The following is a 17718-nucleotide window of genomic DNA, read 5'->3' as shown; positions in this document are numbered from 1 at the left end:
AGGGAGGTCTGCAATGGATGCTGTTCTTCAGGAAGTGTCGCTGGATCTGATGCGGAACTCCGTTCGTGGAGCTGTGGTCACGCGAGCGACCGCCGGTGGGTTCCAGGCATGCCGGCTCCCTGCCTGGGCTTACGGTCAGTTTCCGGACCAAGGCATCACGAACATGTCGCAGCAGGCGTCCGGAGTTCGGCTCGAGTTCGAGACAGCGGCTGAACTGATCGAGTTCGACGTGCACCTCACCCGTCCGCTGGCCGCCGGCCTGAACCTGACGGCGAGACCGCCGATCTTCGCCGCCGTGGTCGCCGGTGTGGCGGTCCACTCCGTCACCGTTCTCGGCGGCACGGTCATCTGGCTGGACAGCGGCCGGCAGCAGGAGGTTCGCGGTGGCCCGTCCCGAGTATCCCTCTCACTCGGCGGCAACTCGACGCGATCGCGAAGTGTGCAGGTTTGGCTGCCTCATACTGCGTGGGTCGAGATGCGCGCGTTCAGCGCATCCGCTCCGGTGGTGCCTGCGCAGTCGTCCGGTCGTGTCCGCTGGGTGCATCACGGCAGTTCGATCAGCCACTGCGGTGATGCGGACGGCCCGCTCGGCACCTGGCCAGCGATCGCCGCTCGAGGGCTCGATTTCGACCTGACCAATCTGGGCTTCGGCGGCAACGCGATGCTCGACCCTTTCACTGCGCGCACGATCCGCGACCTGCCGGCTGAGCTCATCACGATCAAAGTCGGCATCAACATCGTCAACGGTGACGCGATGAGCCGGCGTACCTTCGTCCCGGCCCTGCACGGATTTCTCGACACAGTCAGAGAAGGGCATCCACGCACGCCGGTTGTTGTCATCAGCCCCATCTCGTGCCCCATCCACGAGAACACTGTCGGTCCTACTGAGGCCGATCCGGATGCGAAGGGTCTGCTGAGAGCGCGGCCTCGAAGCGACGGCGCCAATCGACTGACCCTCGGAGCGGTACGGGACGCGGTCACCGAGGTCCTCGGCCGCCGATGTGGCGATGACGACCGCCTTCACTATCTGGATGGCCGTCGGCTGTTGGGTGAGTCGGATAGTCATCACCTCCACGATCGGCTGAATCCCGACGCCGCGGGATACCGACTGATGGGGGAGCGGTTCGTGGCCCTCGCCGGAGACGGCGCGTCCGAGTTGGCCACAGCGATATCGGATAGTAGGAGGCACGTCGCATGACCGAATCAGCAACGGTCACGCGCGTATCCGTTCGGACCGCGCCCTTCTCGACGATGACATGGTTGGACGAGCAACGGGTATCGAGCCCGATGTCGTGGTTCGCCCCTTATGCCGAGCGACGCAGTTCGTGGCGCGGACCGGGAGCCGACCTGGTCTGGGTCTGGATCGAGACCGACCAGCCTGACGTTTTCGGCATCGGACAGAGCCGGGGCGGTGCGGTCACGGCCGCGCTCATCGAGCAGCACCTCAGCACCCTGCTGGTCGGGAACAATGCGCTCGAAGTCATTCGGCGCACGGAGGAACTCCGCCGGGCGACCTTGCCGTACGCGGCTGGAGGCATCGCCTCGATGGGAGTCAGCGCCTGTGAGTTGGCGCTGTGGGATCTCAACGCCCGCAGTGCCGGAGTCCCACTCGTCAGGCTCCTCGGCGGCAGCAGCACCCCTTTGCCGTTCTATCTCACCGCGGCAGGAGTCGAGGCCCTCGACGGCATCGAGGAGTCGACTCTGCGGGCCGCCGAGCTCGTCAAGCGGCCGGCGCGGTTCGGGCCTGCCGACGGCCAGGACGGCTTCCGAGCCAATCTGAACGACCTCGCGACGCTCCGCGAGCGTCTTCCGGACGGTGTGGGCATAGCTGTCGACTGCTTCATGTCGTGGGACGTTCCCTACGCAGCGGAGTTCGCTCAGGCGGCCGCCGGGTTCGGGCTCGTCTGGATCGAGGAACCCTTGCCTCCCAACGATCTCGAGGGGTACGCCGAACTGCGCCGCCGGACGTCTCCGGTACGGATCGCAGGCGGCGAACACGTCTTCGGCCTCCGCGACGGCCTACGCTTGATCGACGGGCGCTGCGCCGACGTCCTGCAGATTGATGTGACTTGGTGCGGAGGTCTGCGCATCGCTGCGACTCTCGGCGCTGTGGCTCAGGACCACGGACTTCGATTCGCTCCGCACGCCGCCGCCACACAACCGTGGGCGCTGCATCTGCTTGGCGCGGCCGGCCCCGGCGCACTCGCCGAGATCGTGGTCGGGCTCGGCACGGGGGGAGTGACCAGGCCGGCGCCGGGAACAACGCCCGGCGTCGGCATCGAGCCCGCTTCGGTGGGGTTCTCGTGATCGTGGATGCGCATTGTCACGCCTGGGCCCGCTGGCCCTATGACAGCAAACATCCCGACCCGAACCGGGGCAACATCGACGCACTGCTGTACATCATGGACACGCACGCGATAGATCGTGCGGTCTTGGTTGCCGCAGGGCTGGGCCGGGACGATCCACGCACTGACAACACCCACAACAATGTGTACGTCGCGGCGGCTGTCAACGATCACCCGGAACGGTTCGCGTTCTTCGCTGACGTTGATTCGTTCTGGTCGCCGGAACACCACCATCGCGTGGGAGCCGTCGACCGCCTCGAAGCGGTTGTCGACGAGCTCGCCCCGGTTGGCTTCACCCACTACGTGCAAGGAGAGGACGACGGCTGGCTTCTGTCGGCGAATGGCCTTGCGTTCTTCGAGCGCGCGGGGGAGCTCGGCCTGATCGCGAGTCTGCATCTGCCGCCCGGGTGGCATCAGAGTCTCGCCGAGCTGGCGGCCATCGTTGCCGGGCTGCCGATCCTGCTCCACCACCAAGGACTGGTGCCGAGTGGACATCGTTCGGACGCCGGTCAGCAGGAACGGTTGCTCGCGCTGGCGGCGCTTCCCAATGTCTTCCTCAAGATCTCTGGCTTCCATTACCTGACCGACCGGTCGTGGGACTACCCGTTCGATCAGGCCGGACCACTGCTGACGAGGCTCGCTGTCGCGTTCGGACCGGAGCGCCTCGTCTGGGGTTCGGACTTTCCAGTGTGCACACAACACGTGAGCCTGCGGCAGGCGATCGAGGTCGTGCACGAACGGCTCCGATTCCTGAGCGAGCGAGAAATCGGCCTGGTCATGGGTGGCACCCTGCAACGACTGATCGATGCGCGAGCGCGGTCCTGAGATGACCGTAGGGGTCGCCCTGGTGGGTGCGGGATCCTGGACGACACGTTTCCACGCACCTGCCGTCGACGCACACCCCGGAGCGCAGCTCGTGGCGGTGTGCGACCCGGACCTCGCCGCGGCCGGAGCACTCGCCCGACGTCGTGGGGCGCGAGTGGTTGCCGACATCGGAACGCTGGTTGCGGATGGCAACTTCGACTGCGCGATCGTCGCCACCCCGCACGCAACGCATCGCCCGATCGCCGAAGCGATCCTGCGTTCCGGGAGGCACGTCCTTGTCGAGAAGCCGCTCGCCACGAACACCGACGACGCCTTCGCACTGGTGCAGCTGGCAGCGGAACAGGACCTGCACCTGTCGGTCGGGTTCACCTCGCAACATTCGCCGAGCGTTGCGGTGGTGCGACATTGGGTGCGAACGCAGATCGGGCCGCTCGCGCAGGTCTCCATCGAGTTCTCCTCGCGGGCAGGTGCGCTCTTCACGGCGGCGCGGTATGACGCCTCCGCGACGTACTCGGCGAGCAACGGCGGTGGTCAGGGGCACACGCAGTTGAGCCACGCCATCGCCATGCTCGCTTCGATTACCGGCGAGCAGGCCGATTCGGTGGCCGCCTTCGTCGACTCGCGAGGGCTCGAGGTCGACCTACTCGACGCCGTTGCTTTCCGCCTCGAAGGCGGTGCGATCGGGGTCGCGTCGAGCACCGGAACCCTCTCCTCGCAGCTGGCCGTCACACAACGGCTTAGGTACATCGGCGAACGCGGGATCGTCGATCAGGACATCCTGTTCGGGACGGCGCACCTGCAGCGCGAGGACGGCTCCCACGTCACGACAGGCCGAGACCATCTGCAGCCCCCGTATCCCGCCGAGGCTCCTGCGCGCGCCTTTCTCGAGCTCGTACTGGGCAATGGGCCGAACGTCAGCCCGCCGGAGCCGGCTGCGGCAGCCGTGGCGTTCGTCGAGGCCATGCACCGGTCCGCGGTCTCCGGTGCGCGCGTCAGGGTACGCCGGCTGCCCGCTGCAACGGCCTGACCGTCGCGGCTCCACCGAGCCGGACCCTTGCCTACGGATGTCGCTGATGTAAGGATGCATCAAAGGGATTCAGTTCCACGATAACAGGGACCGACAATGCTCGAAGGGGTTGACGGTATGACAGGAATCAGTCGACGGAAGCTGCTGATCGGCGGTGCCGGTGCGGCGTTGGTAGGCGCATTCGGGACGCTCGACGGTTTGCCGGCCACGGCAGGACCGTTGGGTGCCCTCCCCGGCCCTCGCGCGCCGTTGAGCACGGACGTGCAGTGGATCACGGGCTATGACACAACGGCCTATGTCACCTACATGCATCAGAACGGGTACTTCCGAGGCTGCCGGTACTTCGTCTACCGAAAGTCGCTCACCCTCGGGGGACCGAACTACCTTCATGTCTACGACACGGTCACGCAGACGTCGTTCCGGGTTCCCGACCGCGCTCCTGATCGCGCGATGGTCGGCGGATACCTGGACGTGAGCAGGACAACGGGCCTCCTGCTCAACGCCGAAAGCCCGACCCAGGCCGCGCTCGACAGCACTCGCCCGCGAATCTGGGTCTACGACCTGAACGAGCACCTCGCCACTGGGAGTTCGACATGGGCGGAGGTCTACCAGGTGCCCGTCGGCGCGACCATCGCCGACACCACCGCGTCGATCAACGCCGCGGGGACGCACATCGCGCTGAGCGAGCTCTACGGACCCCCCGCGTCGCCCGAGATCCCGGGCGACCAGATCTCGAAGGTCGTGAAGGTCAACATCGCCACCGGTGAGCGGGAGGTGCTGGTGGAACGGGAGACGCTGCACAACCATGTGCACTTCTGCCCGTTCGACGAGGACTGGATCGTCTTCTCCCGAGAGGGCGACAGCACTCTGCACAAGGAGCGGGTCTGGGCTCATCATCCGATCCACGCGCCGGCCGGAGCGAACGTCGTACCGCAGATTCTGGCCAGCGGGCAGGTGCTGCGACTGTCCCACGAGCGGGCCTCGTGGAACGCCGCCACGGTTGTGGTCGTCAACTACGAGAACCCTCGCGGCGTCTGGCGAGGATTCCTCGACGGTTCTGAGCCCGAACTCATCGCGACCGGCCGGTTCGAGCATTGCGACGTCTCGCGCAACGGGAGGTTCGTCGTCGTCGACACCAGCCTGACAGGCTCTGCGATGTGCATCCAGGTGATCGACACGACCGGTCAGATACCGATCACGACCGTCGTGCCCGATACCAATCGCGGCGTGAATCATCCACGCCACAATCACCCGATTTTCTCACCTGACGGGCGCTACGTGCTGTTCAACGACCCTGATCCGGCGGATGTGAACGCCGGTGGCCTACGGATCGGGATCGTCGATCTGCAGGCCTTCGGCTACCCGGTCTGATCGCGAAGCGTGGTGCCGGGACGGCGCCGGCGATGTCCCGGCACCACCGGTCAAGCCCGACGGCGCACCAGCGTCGGGCCGACCTTTCGGGTCGTGCTCCGCTTGATCAATCGCGGCGCCGGAGACTTGATTGTGTAGGAGTCACAGTGCTCCCCGCGGCGGAGCCGCTCGAACAACTCGACGCTCTGGTACCCGAGGTCGAAGAGCGGCTGATCCACTGTTGTGATCGCCGGGCGGACCAGGGCGGCAGCCGGATAGTCGAGATAGGCGACGAGCGACAGGTCGTCGGGCACCCGCAGGCCGGCGTCGGCGACGGCCGCCAGAACGCCGGTAGCCGTGGTGACGTTGTTGACGACCAAGCCGGTCGGTACGTCGCCCGACTCGAGCAGCCGTCGCATCGTGGCGTAACCAGCGGCCGGCTCTTGATGGCTGAACCAGATGTCCTTGTCCGTCAGGTGCAGTCCGGCCTTGCCGAGTTCTCCTCGTACGCCCTCGATGCGGCGCTGCGTTCCGGGGTATTCGCGCTCGCCGCCGAGGAACCCGATCCGCTGGTGCCCGAGCGACAGCAGATGACGGGCCGCACGGGCGGTGCCGTTCCGTTCGTCGAGCCCGACCCACGGAAGGTCCTTGGTATCGGAGACGTCCATCAGGACCACCGGCACCCGGCGTTTGGCGAGTTGGCCGATCACTTCGTTGCTCAAGGTCGCCGAATGCCGGATCAGGGTGCCGTCCACCTGACCCTGACCCATGATGCGTTCGAGCAGCTTGCTGCCGGAGACGAGCTCTCTGGCGTCGCCGAGCATGACCACATAGCCGTACTTCTCGGCGCCGGCGTAAACCCCGGCGAGAAGGCCTTCGAAGATCGGATCGCTGATGTGCGGGATGATGACGGCGAGGACGTCCGTCCGGGAGAACTTGAGGCTCCTGGCCGAGTGGTTGGGGACGTAGCCGCTTTCCTCGATGATGTCGAGGACCTTCTGCTTCGTGGCCTCGGTCATTCGGACGTACGGGCTGTCATTGATCACACCCGAAACGAGCGACACCGAGACGCCCGCACGCTCCGCTATATCCTTGAGCGTCACCATGCAACGAGGCTAACAGGCGCGCTCTTCGCGCCGCGTTTTGGTGCAGGCCGCTGGTGCCAATCGGCCTAGCCGCTATGCGCAGCCGGCGGAGTTTCCAGTGGCTGAGCACCTACCCCCGCGCGCTGGGCGTATGTGCTCAGACAGGATTGTGGGTGGAACATCGCCTCCAATCGCAGGGCATCGCCCTGGATACCCACGCGCGCCACCCCCTCGGGCAGACGCTGATGGCCTGCTCCGTGGGGCGTTGACAAGCGATGATCAGGGTCGAGCTGCGATGAACACAAAACCGCAACAACTGATCGTGGCCCGCCGCCTACTAGGCAAAACCTCCACCGAACTGAAGTAACTCCCGCAGATGAAGGCCCCGCACGCCCCCGGGCTTAGCGCCCGGTGCGTCCTTTCCGGATGCCGCCGGTGTTTGCGGGCTGGGGCCAAGGCCGGCTGGAACGACTGGGCATCGGGGTCCTGAACGGCCGCGGTTAGCGTACGACGAAGGTTGCCGTCGTCTGGTGGGTCAGGGGTCCGCTGGTGGCGGTGAGCTTCAGCGTGAATGTGCCGCGGGTGGTGCTCGAAGTCGTCTTCACCTTCAGGGTTGCAGTTCCGGCCGACGCGACGGGGTTGCCTGTCCACGTCGCCGTGCTGTTCGACGGCAGGCCGGAGACCTTCAGGGTGACGGAGCCGTTGAAGCCGCCGATCGACGAGACCGTGGAGGTGTAGGTCGCGGTCTGGGATCGGGTGACCGTCACGGTGGCGGGGCTCATCGTGACGGCGAAGTCGCGTTGATTGACGACCAGAGTGACCGTGACGGAGTGAGTCAGCGTGCCACTCGTGCCGGTAACCGTGATCGGATAACTGCCGGATGGCGCTGTCGGCGAGGTCGTGATCGCCAGCTGCGACGTGCCGCTGCCGTGTACGAGAGCTGGGCTGAAGCTAGCGGTGCCGACGCTGCTCGGAACCCCAGTGGCCGTGAGCGTCACGTCGCCGGTGAAGCCGTTGGCCGGGCTGACTACAACGGTGTAGGTGGTTGATGTGCCGGCGTTGACGCTTCGGGTAGCCGGGGTCGCGGTGATGCCGTAGTCCGGAGGCGGCACGACGGTCAGCGACGCTGTCGCGGTGTGACTGACCGAGCCGCTCGTTCCTGTGATGACGAGCGAGGCGCTGCTCAACGCACCGGTGACAGTCAGCACCGCGGTGCCGGTGCCTCCGGTCACGACGGCCGGTGTGAGGGTCGCCGACGCTCCCGCCGGCACGCCGCTGACCGAGAGCGCTACGTCACCGGCGAAACCACCGCTGCTGGAGACACTCACGGAGTAGGTCGCGGTGCCGCCGGGCTGGATGCTCACCGCTGAGGGCGTGATGGCAACACCGAAGTCCGGTGTGCTGCGGAGCCAGTTGTACGACGCGAGCACGTCGAGCCGGCCCGCTCCGTAGTCGTTGTCAGCCCCAGCCGGGCCGAGATCCACCGCACCCGCTTGTAGCGCGTTCTGCTGCCGGTCGGCGGACAGACCGGGGGAGGCCTGCAGGAGCAGAGCCAACGCTCCGGCGACGTGTGGTGCGGCCAGTGACGTTCCGGAGACGTTCAGGTAGCCGCCGTACAGATCGGTCGTGCGGATGCCGATGCCGGGGGCAACCAGTTGTGGATACGTATTCTGCGTGCAGCTCGACGGTCCGCGGCTGCTGTACGGGTCGATCAGCCCGGTGCCGTCGACCGAGCCGACGGCGAGGGCCTCCGGATTGTCCGCGGGGCTGGCCGACGTACCGGCTGTCGGCCCGTAGTTGCCGGCGGCAAAGACCGGGAGGATGCCGGCGGTACGGAGGTTGCGCAGGTCGGGCTGGAACTCCAGGCTGCAGCTGCCCGCGCTCATCGTCCACGAGTTGTTCACGACGTTCGGCGCGTCGGCCGTCGCCGGATTGCCGTCCGGGTCGAGCAGCCACTGGTATCCGAGGTGGATCGCCGTCGACGAGGCCTGACCGCGGTCGTTGAAGATCTTCACCGCGATCCAGCGGGCATCCGGTGCGACGCCGATCGACGTACCGCCGCCGTCGCCCCCGACCATCACCCCGGTCGTCTGCGTGCCGTGGCCGACGAAGTCGATGGGTGACGTCGGATGCTGCCCGTTGGGGTCGTACCAGCTGTTGCTGCCACCACGCCAGCGTGCGGCCAGTTCCGGGTGGCTGATGTCGACGCCGGTGTCCATCGATGCCACCACCATGCCCTGGCCCCGGTAGCCGAGATCCCACAATGCCGGTGCGTTCACCTGGGCCACGTTCGGCTCGACGCCTCCGGCAACGACCGTCGCCGGGGCCTGGACGGTCGTACTCGGCCGGACCTCGCGAACGTCAGGCCGGCGAGCCAGCTCAGCGGCCACGCTCGCGCGCATCCGCGCGCCGATCGCGTTCGTGATCCACAGCGGCACGAGCGACGTGACGAGACCCTGCTTCCGGCGTACGGCGAGAAGGTCGCGGGCACCGCGCTGCGTCGCGTCGGCATGATCCCGCAATGCCTTCTCCAGTTGGCGAAGCCGTTCGCGCCGATCCGGCGTGCTCACAGTCGGTGCCGCCTGGGACTTCATCACGACGATGACGTCGACGAACGGATCCGGCACTGGCGCGGCGAACGCCGATCCGGACAGCGCGAGTGACGCGACTACCGTGAGCGCAAGAGACTTCATCGTCTACCTCCAGGACCCCGAACCATCCGCCAGGCACCAACCACGACCCCGAGCTCGAGCAGGAACAGCGCCGCGCCGTCGACGTACGGCGCCAACCGCCGCCCGGGCGCCGTGCGAGCAGCCGGCGACGACACCTGCCACTCGATCGGTACGTCGTACTGCCGCGCACCGCGATGCAACACCGCGATCATCCGAACCGGCCCCGCAGACTGGACCCTGTACGTGGCGAAGTACCTGGTGCCGGTGAGGTGCTCGAGCCCGACAGTCTGGTCGCCGATGCGCAGGGCGACGTTGTCGAGCGCCGCGGGCGCCGGTCGTCGGGTGCTGTCCGCCACGACCGTGAACCAGTTGACCCCAGGCTGGTTCGGGGTAGCTGAAACCGTCACCACGAGGTCCTGCACGAACCCGCTCCGCGTCACCGGTGCCGCAACCGCCGCGGACGCGGTCAACGGTGGCGCCAGCCCTACGAGCGCGGCGACCGCGACGAGCAGCATGGCGCCGATTGCGCTCTCGGCAGCAATGGTGCGGCGCGGAACCGATCGCCGGCGCAGACGCCAGGCGTTGAGCAGACCGAGCAGACCCATGCCTGCGAGGAGAGTCGTCTTGATCAACAGCAGCCGTCCGTACGACGTGGCGACGAGCGAACCCGGCGTCGCGACCTCGAGACCGGCCCCGTACAGCCCGGTCGTCAGGACGAGCAGGACACTTGCGGCCGCCATGACCGAGAACGGTCCGCGGAGTGTTCTCGCGAGCTCCCTGCGAGGACCTCGCCAGAACGCCACGAGCAGCGCAGGCACCGCTCCCAGCCACAACAGTCCCGCAAACGCATGAATTGCGGCAGCAAAGAGCGCGAGGGAACGTCCGGACGGCACGGCTGCGGCGTGACTGCTGAGTGCCTCGAGCCACATGAGTACGCCGACAGGCACCACGACAACCACTGCCAGGACCCGCTCCGCCAGGACGAGCCCGATCAGCGCACACAACACCACGAGGGTGAGCAACCGGATTCCTGAATGATGCACTGCGATGGCGACAACCGCCGCACCCAGCGAAGCGATGAGCAGTCGGCGGCGAGCCGGCAGCGTGACGGGGTCCGACGCTGCCCGAAGTACGAACACCACAAATGCCAGCGGACCCACAATGCCAGCCAGCGCAAGCAACCAGATCCACCGCACAGCGAGCGCGCCCGAGCCGCCGGAGCCGGGAACCACCAAGGCTCCTGCATGCCCGATGGAGAAGGTGACGGTGCCACTCGTCGTATGACCGTCGCGAGCCGACACGACCTCCCACAACAACCCGTACGAGCCGGTCCGCAGGTTCGGGAGCTCGACCGCGATCGCTCGCGGATCGCCGGATTCGTTGACCGGACGGACATCCGGCACCGTGACACCATGCTCGTCGATCAATCGCGCCGTACTGCGGGATGCGGCGATGTCACCGCTGAACCACAGCCGAGCCAGACCGGGAGACTCCGCGAGTACGGCGCCGTCGGCCGGGTCCGACCGCACCAGCTCGGTATGGGCGTTCGCGACTGACGGCACCGCACAGAGCAGGAGCACGCCGGCGAGCAGCAGCACACAGCGGCGCCACACGGGCTCCCCCTCCCCGCCGGCCCTGTATCAGCTCGGGACACCGCACCGGCAGTTCGACGATAGGAAGCACTGTCGACCAGCGGTCCCATTCATGACCCGACCGTCATCTGATGACCGGATCGTCATCTGGACCAGTGCAGCCGGATGACCGCCGGATGACCTGCGGATGACAGAGCCGTCATGCGACCCGCCGCCTGGCTCGCAACGCAGCATGATCACCCACAGATGTCCAGGCGCCAGGCGGCGGCCTACTCGGGTCGTGCCGCCGGGGAGGGTGGTTCTGATGTCTGCAGCAACGACCAACCGTTCGGGTCGATCGTTCCGGTGGGTACGTCGTACCAGGGGAGCGGCGGCGCGGATCGCGGTCCTCGCCTTGATCGCGGCCAGTCTGGCCGGGGTCGCGATGACCCGATCGGCGCCGAAGGCACAAGCGGCCACGGCCTGCCCGGCGGCCGGTTGCGCAGTCACGATCGACGCGCGTGACTTCCCGACCGGCCTGCCGCTGGCGAACTTCAACTACGTGGTCAACCTGGACAACACCAAGCTGCCGAGCGACCCGAAGGCGCTGAACACCGAAAGCAACAGCCCGATCCTTCGTGAGGGCGATCAGACCCGGAACACGGTCACGCTGCCGGCCGGCAGGTACCTGATCTCAGTCCGATCGCTCGACCACAAGATGTGGGGCAAGTACATCAATCTGCCGGCCGACGCCGCCGCTGACGGCTCGTTGACCGCCCGCGTCGACCTGACGGTGCAGAGCGACGAGCACCCGCTACCGCTGGGCAAGATCCGGGTCTTCGTGTTCGACGACACCGCTTGGACGAACGGCGCGCCCGATACCGAGGAAGGCGGCTTGACCGGCTTCCAGGTCGGCCTCGAGGAGCAGACGCACAGCGCGGTCACCGTCGACTACAACAACAACCCATTGTGCGGTGGTCTGTGTCTGACCAATGGGGACGGCTTCAACCAGATCGACAACCTCGGGCCGGCGACGTACTTCATCGACGTGCACCCGCCGGACCGCCCGTGCAACAGCAACCCGGACAGCCGCTGGTACCAGACGACCACGATCGACGGCGGGCTGCAGCTGCAGGCGCCGACCGAGGAAGGTGCCGATGGCACCGGTGCTCCCGGCGAGCAGTTGTGGGAGCCGCCGAACGCCCGTACCGCGTACTGGTTCGGCTTCGTCTGCGCGCCGCGGCCGTTCACGACCACGGGCACCGGCGAGATCACCGGTACGGCGCGCAACTGGCAGGGCTGGCCTCCGTTCGATCAGTTGACCCTCGGCGAGCCGGTCGAGAACCCGTTCGTCGCGCTGAGCGACAGCAACACCGACCAGACCGTGTTCATCGGCCAGGGCGATGCCAATGGCAACTTCGACATCCAGAACGTCCCGGCCGGGAGCTACAACCTGTCGATCTGGGACGAGCAACTGAGCTACATCATGCGCATCCTGCCGGTCGACGTGACGGCGGGCGGCACGGTCGCCGTGACGGATCCGGATCCGGTCCATCCGGACGAGCAAGGCGTTGGCGTGTCCCGCTGGTTCGGATGGCTCGACGGTCATGTGTACAAGGACCTGAACGGCAACCAGCTGAGGGATCCCGGCGAGCCCGGCATCGCGAACACCGATATGGACCAGCGCTGGCGCGACGGCTCGATCAAAGAAGCCACGTTCACGGATCCGAGTGGCTACTACCAGTACCCAACCGCAGAAGGTGGTCCGCTCGGCCGCTGGATCGTCAACGAGCAAGGGTTCGCGCGCTTCGGGGTCAGTGGTGCCGCCCAGCACGACGAGTTCGACCCGAACACTGTGACGCCGGTGCCGACCGATCTCGGCGGCGCGCTGCTCACGAACCAGCTGCTGACCGAAGGCCACCGCGCTACGGTCGACTGGGGCAAGACGGACTATCCGGCCGGTACCCCGGGGCAGATCGTTGGCATCACCTACTTCTCGACGACTCGCAACGAGTTCGACGCCAAGATGCAGGCGCACGAGGACTACGAGCCGGCCATCCCTGACGTCCCCGTCTACCTGGAGACGCCCGGTCCGGACGGCCTGCCGAACACCACTGACGACGTGATCGTGAACAAGTACGTGACCGACCACTGGGTCCAGCCCAGCGGTACGCCGCCGACCGACCCCGCGACGTACGGACCGGGCTGTGCGGTCCGGGACGCGACCGGTGCGAACCTCAGCGGGCTGAACCCGACCATCGGGCCGAACTGTCTCGAGGTCCCGATCACCGGTGAGCAGACCAAGGACGGCGCGTTCGACGGCGGTTACGCGTTCGCGGACTACTGCCCGAACGGCTACGACCTGACGGCCGACGACGGCACCTGCACCGGCAACACGCAGCCGGTCGCACTGACCGCCGGCACCTACATCACCCACGTGGTGATGCCGACCGACACCACCGACGCGCGTCTGTGCAACCCGGTCGGCGCTGCGCAACGCATCAGCCACGCCAAGGGATCACTTCCCGGCGACGGCAGCGGCTGTCTCTACCGCCCCGTGCGCGAGGAGGACGTGAACGTTGATCTGGGCAACCACTTCATCCCGGCCATCCCACCGCCACCGTGTACCGGTGACGACCACGTCATCGACAAGTCCACGCTGACCCCACGCAGCAACTACTTCAACGTCGTGGACGCCCATGCGCCACTGTGCGACAAGCGGTTGGTCGTGCTCCAGAACAGCCAGAACGCCAACGCCGACTTCAACCTGATGACGAACTTCCGCACCGACCCCAACGGCGTGGACCCGGCCGACACCCGCACGGGTGACGTCCCCGAGCCCGGCCGGCTGGTCGGCCAGGTGTTCAACGACATCTACTTCGAGCGCGACCCGAACTCGCCCTGGTACGGCGAGCCGCGGCCGATCCCCAACATCCCGGTCGGGATCTACGCACGCGTCGACACCGCCGGTCCGGGCGGCAACGTCAACCTGCCGTACGACGCCAACAACTGGCGACTACTCACCACGGTCACGACCAGCCCCGACGGTTCGTTCGAAGCACTGGTCCCGTCGACGGAGACCCTGAACTGCCCGATCCCGCAGGGACCCTGCCCGGGCATGTACCTGGTCAAGGTGGACGACCCCGGTTCCAAGACCGCTCCGAACCCGGGCTACAACCCGAACTTGCTCACGGCAACGACTCCGGCCGAGGCCTGGCCGGGTCTGACCACACAGCTCGACCTGCCGCTGGACCCGATCTCGGGCACCGGTTGCGAGGATCCCGCAGTACCGGCGCGACCTGAGCTGCTGCAGGTTGACACCCCGGTCCGGACGGCCGGACAGGCGATGACGATCCAGGCCGACTTCATCGGTGCGCAGGGGACTGCCACCGGCCCGACCGGCGTACGAGCGACGCTGACCGACGACCGGACCGGTACGTCCGTCACACTGACCCGCGCCAACGGCGGCATCGTCAGCTGGACCCCAGGTACGTCGGGGACCACAGGCGTACCTGATCGGGTGCAGATCCGGATCCCCGCGTTCGGCGTCGGCTTCAGGCCAGGACCGAAGCATCTGACCCTGATCACGTCCGACGCCAACGGCGGCGTACCGACGGTGAACGGCATCACGGTGCACGTGACCGGATCGTCCGCCGGCTTCAACTACAACCCGAACGTCGTCAACGTTGCTGCTCCGACGCTGACCGGCCACCAGTTGCAGGCCGCGATCGACGCCGCGCCGGCCCGGAGCCTGCTGGTGCTGAAGCCCGGCACCTACAACGAGAACGTCGTGGTCTGGAAGCCGCTGAAGATCCAGGGCGTCGGTCCGGGCGGCATCATCGGCGCACATGAAGCCCAGGCGCGTGACCCGGAGGACCCGCGGTTCCACGTCCTCGGTTCAGTGATCGACGGCCGGTACTTCCAGCAGAACGCGACCGCGTACGACGCCACCGTTGCGGCCCACGCTCCGTACGTCGACCCGACGCATCCGGTACTGCGAGGCGCGGACGTGACAGTGGTCGCCCAGACGGCAACGGCATACGACCTCACCGGCACGACGACGGCCGTCAACCAGATCGAGTTCAACCGTTCGCGGATCGACGGCGTCGCGCTGATGACCGGCGGCTCCGGGGAGGGTGCCGGCGGCATCCAGTTGCAGGCCGCGATCAACAACGAGCAGCTGACCAACAACGTGCTCGAGAACAACGCCGGCGTCGTTGCCGGTGGCATCGGGATCGGGCAGCCGTACGACCACGCCAGCCACAACTTCAACGACAAGGTCGCGAACAACCGGCTGCTCGGCAACGGCGGCCTGACCCAGGCCGGTGGTCTCGGCATCTTCTACGGCTCGAACAACTACGAGGTCACGGGCAACATCGTCTGCTCGAACTTCAGCGTCAACTACGGCGCCGGCGTCTCCCACATCGGGCTGAGCCCGAACGGGAACATCCACGACAACCAGATCTACTACAACGACTCGGTCGACTCCGGCGCCGGCGTCGCGATCGAGTCCGAGTTGCCGGTCGGCGGCGGGTCGCTCGGCGACGGGACCGGCGCGGTGTCGCTGGACAAGAACCTGATCCAGAGCAACTACTCCGGTGACGACGGCGGCGGCCTGTTCGTGCTCGACGCGCTCAATGCCGTGATCAACGTCCGCGACAACCAGCTCGTCGACAACGGGTCGGCGGACATCGGCGGCGCGATCATGCTCGACGATTCCTCGAACGTGCGGATCGTCAACAACACCGTCGCGAACAACGTGTCCACGGCGTCGTCGGAGAACTCCGCTATCGGCGTACCGCACGCGGCCGGACTCGCGTCCGAGGGCAACGATCCGCTGTGGCAGACCGACGCCCGGTACATCGCGCAGTACCCGACGGCGGCGACCCGGCCGGACTTCTCCCGCCCGGTGGCGCAGTTCAACGACATCTTCTGGAACAACACCGCGTTCACCCTGGACAACTTCGGACCGGGTGCAGCGCTGGTGAACCAGGGCGTGATCGACTTCGAGGTGCACGGTACGACGAACAACGCCGACACGTTCATCCCGCGGTACTCCGATCTCACCAACGGCCAGATCCTCGGCCCGAACGGCGTACAGCACGCGGTGCCGGCGGGACAGGGCAACATCGTCGGCTCCGATCCGGCGTTCGTCACCCCGTTCACGCTGGAGCTGACGGTGTCCGGCTCGCGGCTCGATCCGCAGACGGCCGCAGTCACGATCACCGGCGCCGATCCGCCGGTCGGTCTGACGGGCAACTACCACCTGCAGGCCGCCAGCCCGGTTGTGGACCGCGGCGTCCGCTGCTCGAACACGGCCTTCCCGACGCCGCTCACCGCGCTCGCCGCGTGCACCGGCGGTGGGGTCCAGGCCCCGAGCGGAACGCCGGCCATCGGCGGCCTGGGCGACTACGACGGTCAGTACCGTCCGCAGATCCGCACGCTCCGGCTGCTCACGCCGTGGGACCTGGGAGCGGACGAACTGCCCGGCATCCCGGTGCCGTTGCCATGAGCATCAACACGAGCACCAACCAGCCTCGGCAGGAGGACGTGATGAACTCGGACCCGACCGGCGTCGGACGCCGGGACTTCCTGAAGGCCACCGGCCTGGGCGCTCTCGGCGCCCTCGCCGTGGGCGGCCTCGGCGCCGGTCTGGTCCGCGGGACCGGCGCCGCCGCCGCGGCGACGACCACGCTCGCGCTGGCCGCCACGGACGGATACGTCACCGTCCCGGGTCGGGAGGACGACCCGCTGTACATCTTCGGGTTCATCCCGGTCAGTACGACGGCCACGGTCGACCAGCTCGTCTCGCAGTACAAGGGCCACGCCCGGACGAGCGCGCCGACCCTGGACGTCAAGCAGGGCGACGACATCAAGATCACGCTGACCAACCTCGGGCTGGTCCAGCGACCCGACCTGGTCGACTCGCATACCGTGCACTGGCACGGCTTCGACATCCCGTCCCCACTGAACGACGGCGTACCCGAGGTCTCGGTTGCCGTGCCGATCGGGAAGCAGTTGACGTACTTCTATCGCCCGCACCGCGAGGGCACGTACATGTACCACTGCCACTTCGAGGACGTCGAGCACGTCCAGATGGGCATGACCGGGATCGTCTTCGTCCGCCCGACGCAGGACGGTACGACGATCGCCGGGTTCTCGAAGTTCGCGTACAACGACGGGGACGGATCGACCGGGTACCACCGGCACTTCGCGATCCTGCTGAACGAGTACTGGAAGGACTTCCACGACGGCGACCGCGACATCCAGGAGTCGATCGCGACCGACTACGACCCGCAGTGGTTCGTGATGAACGGCCGCTGTTACCCGCAGACCACGCTGCCGAACGACGACCCGGCCCTGCCGGCGGGTCTGCGGATCGCGACGCCGAACCCGAACTACGACGATGCGCCCGACTACAGCCTGCCGAACTCCGCACTGGTCCAGGTGAACTCCGGCGACCGGGCGCTGCTGCGGTTGGCGAACCTGGGTTATCAGCAGCATGCGATGCAGCTTCCGGGCATCCCGATGCACGTGATCGGTCAGGACGCGTCGCTGCTGCGGAACGGCAGTACGGACACCTCGTACTGGACGAACACGTTGTACGTCGGCCCCGGCGAGGCGCGGGACGTGCTGTTCGACGCACCGGCGTACTCGGCGGCCCGGCCGTCCGGAACCGACGGGCGCGGCAACTACAACGTCTATTACTTCAAGAACCGGGACTGGCGCAGGTTGTCCAGCCCGGGCGCAGCCGGCCCGAGCGGAATGATGACCGAGGTACGGGTGTACCAGAGCCTGTTGCCCGCACAGACCGTCGTGAGCCAGACCTATGTCTGACCAGGA

Annotated in this window: 10 protein-coding genes; 7 read left to right on the top strand and 3 right to left on the bottom strand. The window is 67.1% G+C overall.

From position 1 onward, the window contains the following. Positions 1 to 13 precede the first annotated feature (13 nt). From ACQPYH_RS27655 to ACQPYH_RS27635, 5 genes are all read left to right on the top strand, one after another. Positions 14 to 1198: a GDSL-type esterase/lipase family protein gene (locus ACQPYH_RS27655; RefSeq protein ID WP_432876935.1), complete on the top strand. Its 1185-nt coding sequence runs from the start codon at positions 14 to 16 to the stop codon at positions 1196 to 1198. Positions 1199 to 1260: 62 nt separating this feature from the next. Then, a complete protein-coding gene (locus ACQPYH_RS27650) occupies positions 1261 to 2307 on the top strand; it encodes an enolase C-terminal domain-like protein (RefSeq protein WP_432876933.1) in 1047 nt (348 codons plus the stop codon). Then, positions 2304 to 3170, top strand: coding sequence for an amidohydrolase family protein (locus tag ACQPYH_RS27645; protein WP_432876930.1), 867 nt, complete (start codon positions 2304 to 2306; stop codon positions 3168 to 3170). Before ACQPYH_RS27650 ends, ACQPYH_RS27645 begins: the two co-directional genes overlap by 4 nt. 1 nt (position 3171) lies before the next feature. Next, entirely contained in the window at positions 3172 to 4197 is a 1026-nt protein-coding gene (locus ACQPYH_RS27640; RefSeq protein WP_432876929.1) for a Gfo/Idh/MocA family protein, read from the top strand. 117 nt (positions 4198 to 4314) lie between these two features. Continuing rightward, positions 4315 to 5568 (top strand): hypothetical protein, encoded by a 1254-nt coding sequence (locus ACQPYH_RS27635; RefSeq protein ID WP_432876926.1) that lies wholly within the window; start codon positions 4315 to 4317, stop codon positions 5566 to 5568. Positions 5569 to 5618: 50 nt separating this feature from the next. Here the strand turns inward: ACQPYH_RS27635 and ACQPYH_RS27630 are convergent, their stop codons facing one another. The 3 genes from ACQPYH_RS27630 to ACQPYH_RS27620 form a co-directional block, all read right to left on the bottom strand. Further along, positions 5619 to 6653 carry a LacI family DNA-binding transcriptional regulator gene (locus ACQPYH_RS27630; protein WP_432876924.1) on the bottom strand — a complete coding sequence of 345 codons (1035 nt, stop codon included), beginning with the start codon at positions 6651 to 6653 and terminating at the stop codon, positions 5619 to 5621. Positions 6654 to 7132: 479 nt separating this feature from the next. Then, positions 7133 to 9325 (bottom strand): S8 family serine peptidase, encoded by a 2193-nt coding sequence (locus ACQPYH_RS27625; protein ID WP_432876921.1) that lies wholly within the window; start codon positions 9323 to 9325, stop codon positions 7133 to 7135. Then, positions 9322 to 10917 (bottom strand): copper resistance protein CopC, encoded by a 1596-nt coding sequence (locus ACQPYH_RS27620; protein ID WP_432876919.1) that lies wholly within the window; start codon positions 10915 to 10917, stop codon positions 9322 to 9324. The genes ACQPYH_RS27625 and ACQPYH_RS27620 overlap by 4 nt, the downstream gene beginning before the upstream one ends. A gap of 283 nt (positions 10918 to 11200) precedes the next feature. On the opposite strand from ACQPYH_RS27620, the gene ACQPYH_RS27615 reads away from it, so the two are divergent. Together ACQPYH_RS27615 and ACQPYH_RS27610 are read left to right on the top strand one after the other, a co-directional pair. Then, the gene (locus tag ACQPYH_RS27615; RefSeq protein ID WP_432876916.1) at positions 11201 to 16387 is read left to right on the top strand and encodes a hypothetical protein; all 5187 of its coding nucleotides are present in this window, start codon (positions 11201 to 11203) and stop codon (positions 16385 to 16387) included. Next, complete coding sequence (locus ACQPYH_RS27610) at positions 16384 to 17712, top strand: multicopper oxidase domain-containing protein (RefSeq protein ID WP_432876913.1); 1329 nt, start codon at positions 16384 to 16386, stop codon at positions 17710 to 17712. The genes ACQPYH_RS27615 and ACQPYH_RS27610 overlap by 4 nt, the downstream gene beginning before the upstream one ends. The last annotated feature ends 6 nt before the right edge of the window (positions 17713 to 17718 follow it).

It is taken from the genome of Kribbella sp. CA-245084 (assembly GCF_050942355.1).
Taxonomy (GTDB): domain Bacteria; phylum Actinomycetota; class Actinomycetes; order Propionibacteriales; family Kribbellaceae; genus Kribbella.
The sequence above is the reverse complement of the archived record's forward strand: the minus strand, read 5'-3'. Positions and strand labels throughout refer to the sequence as shown.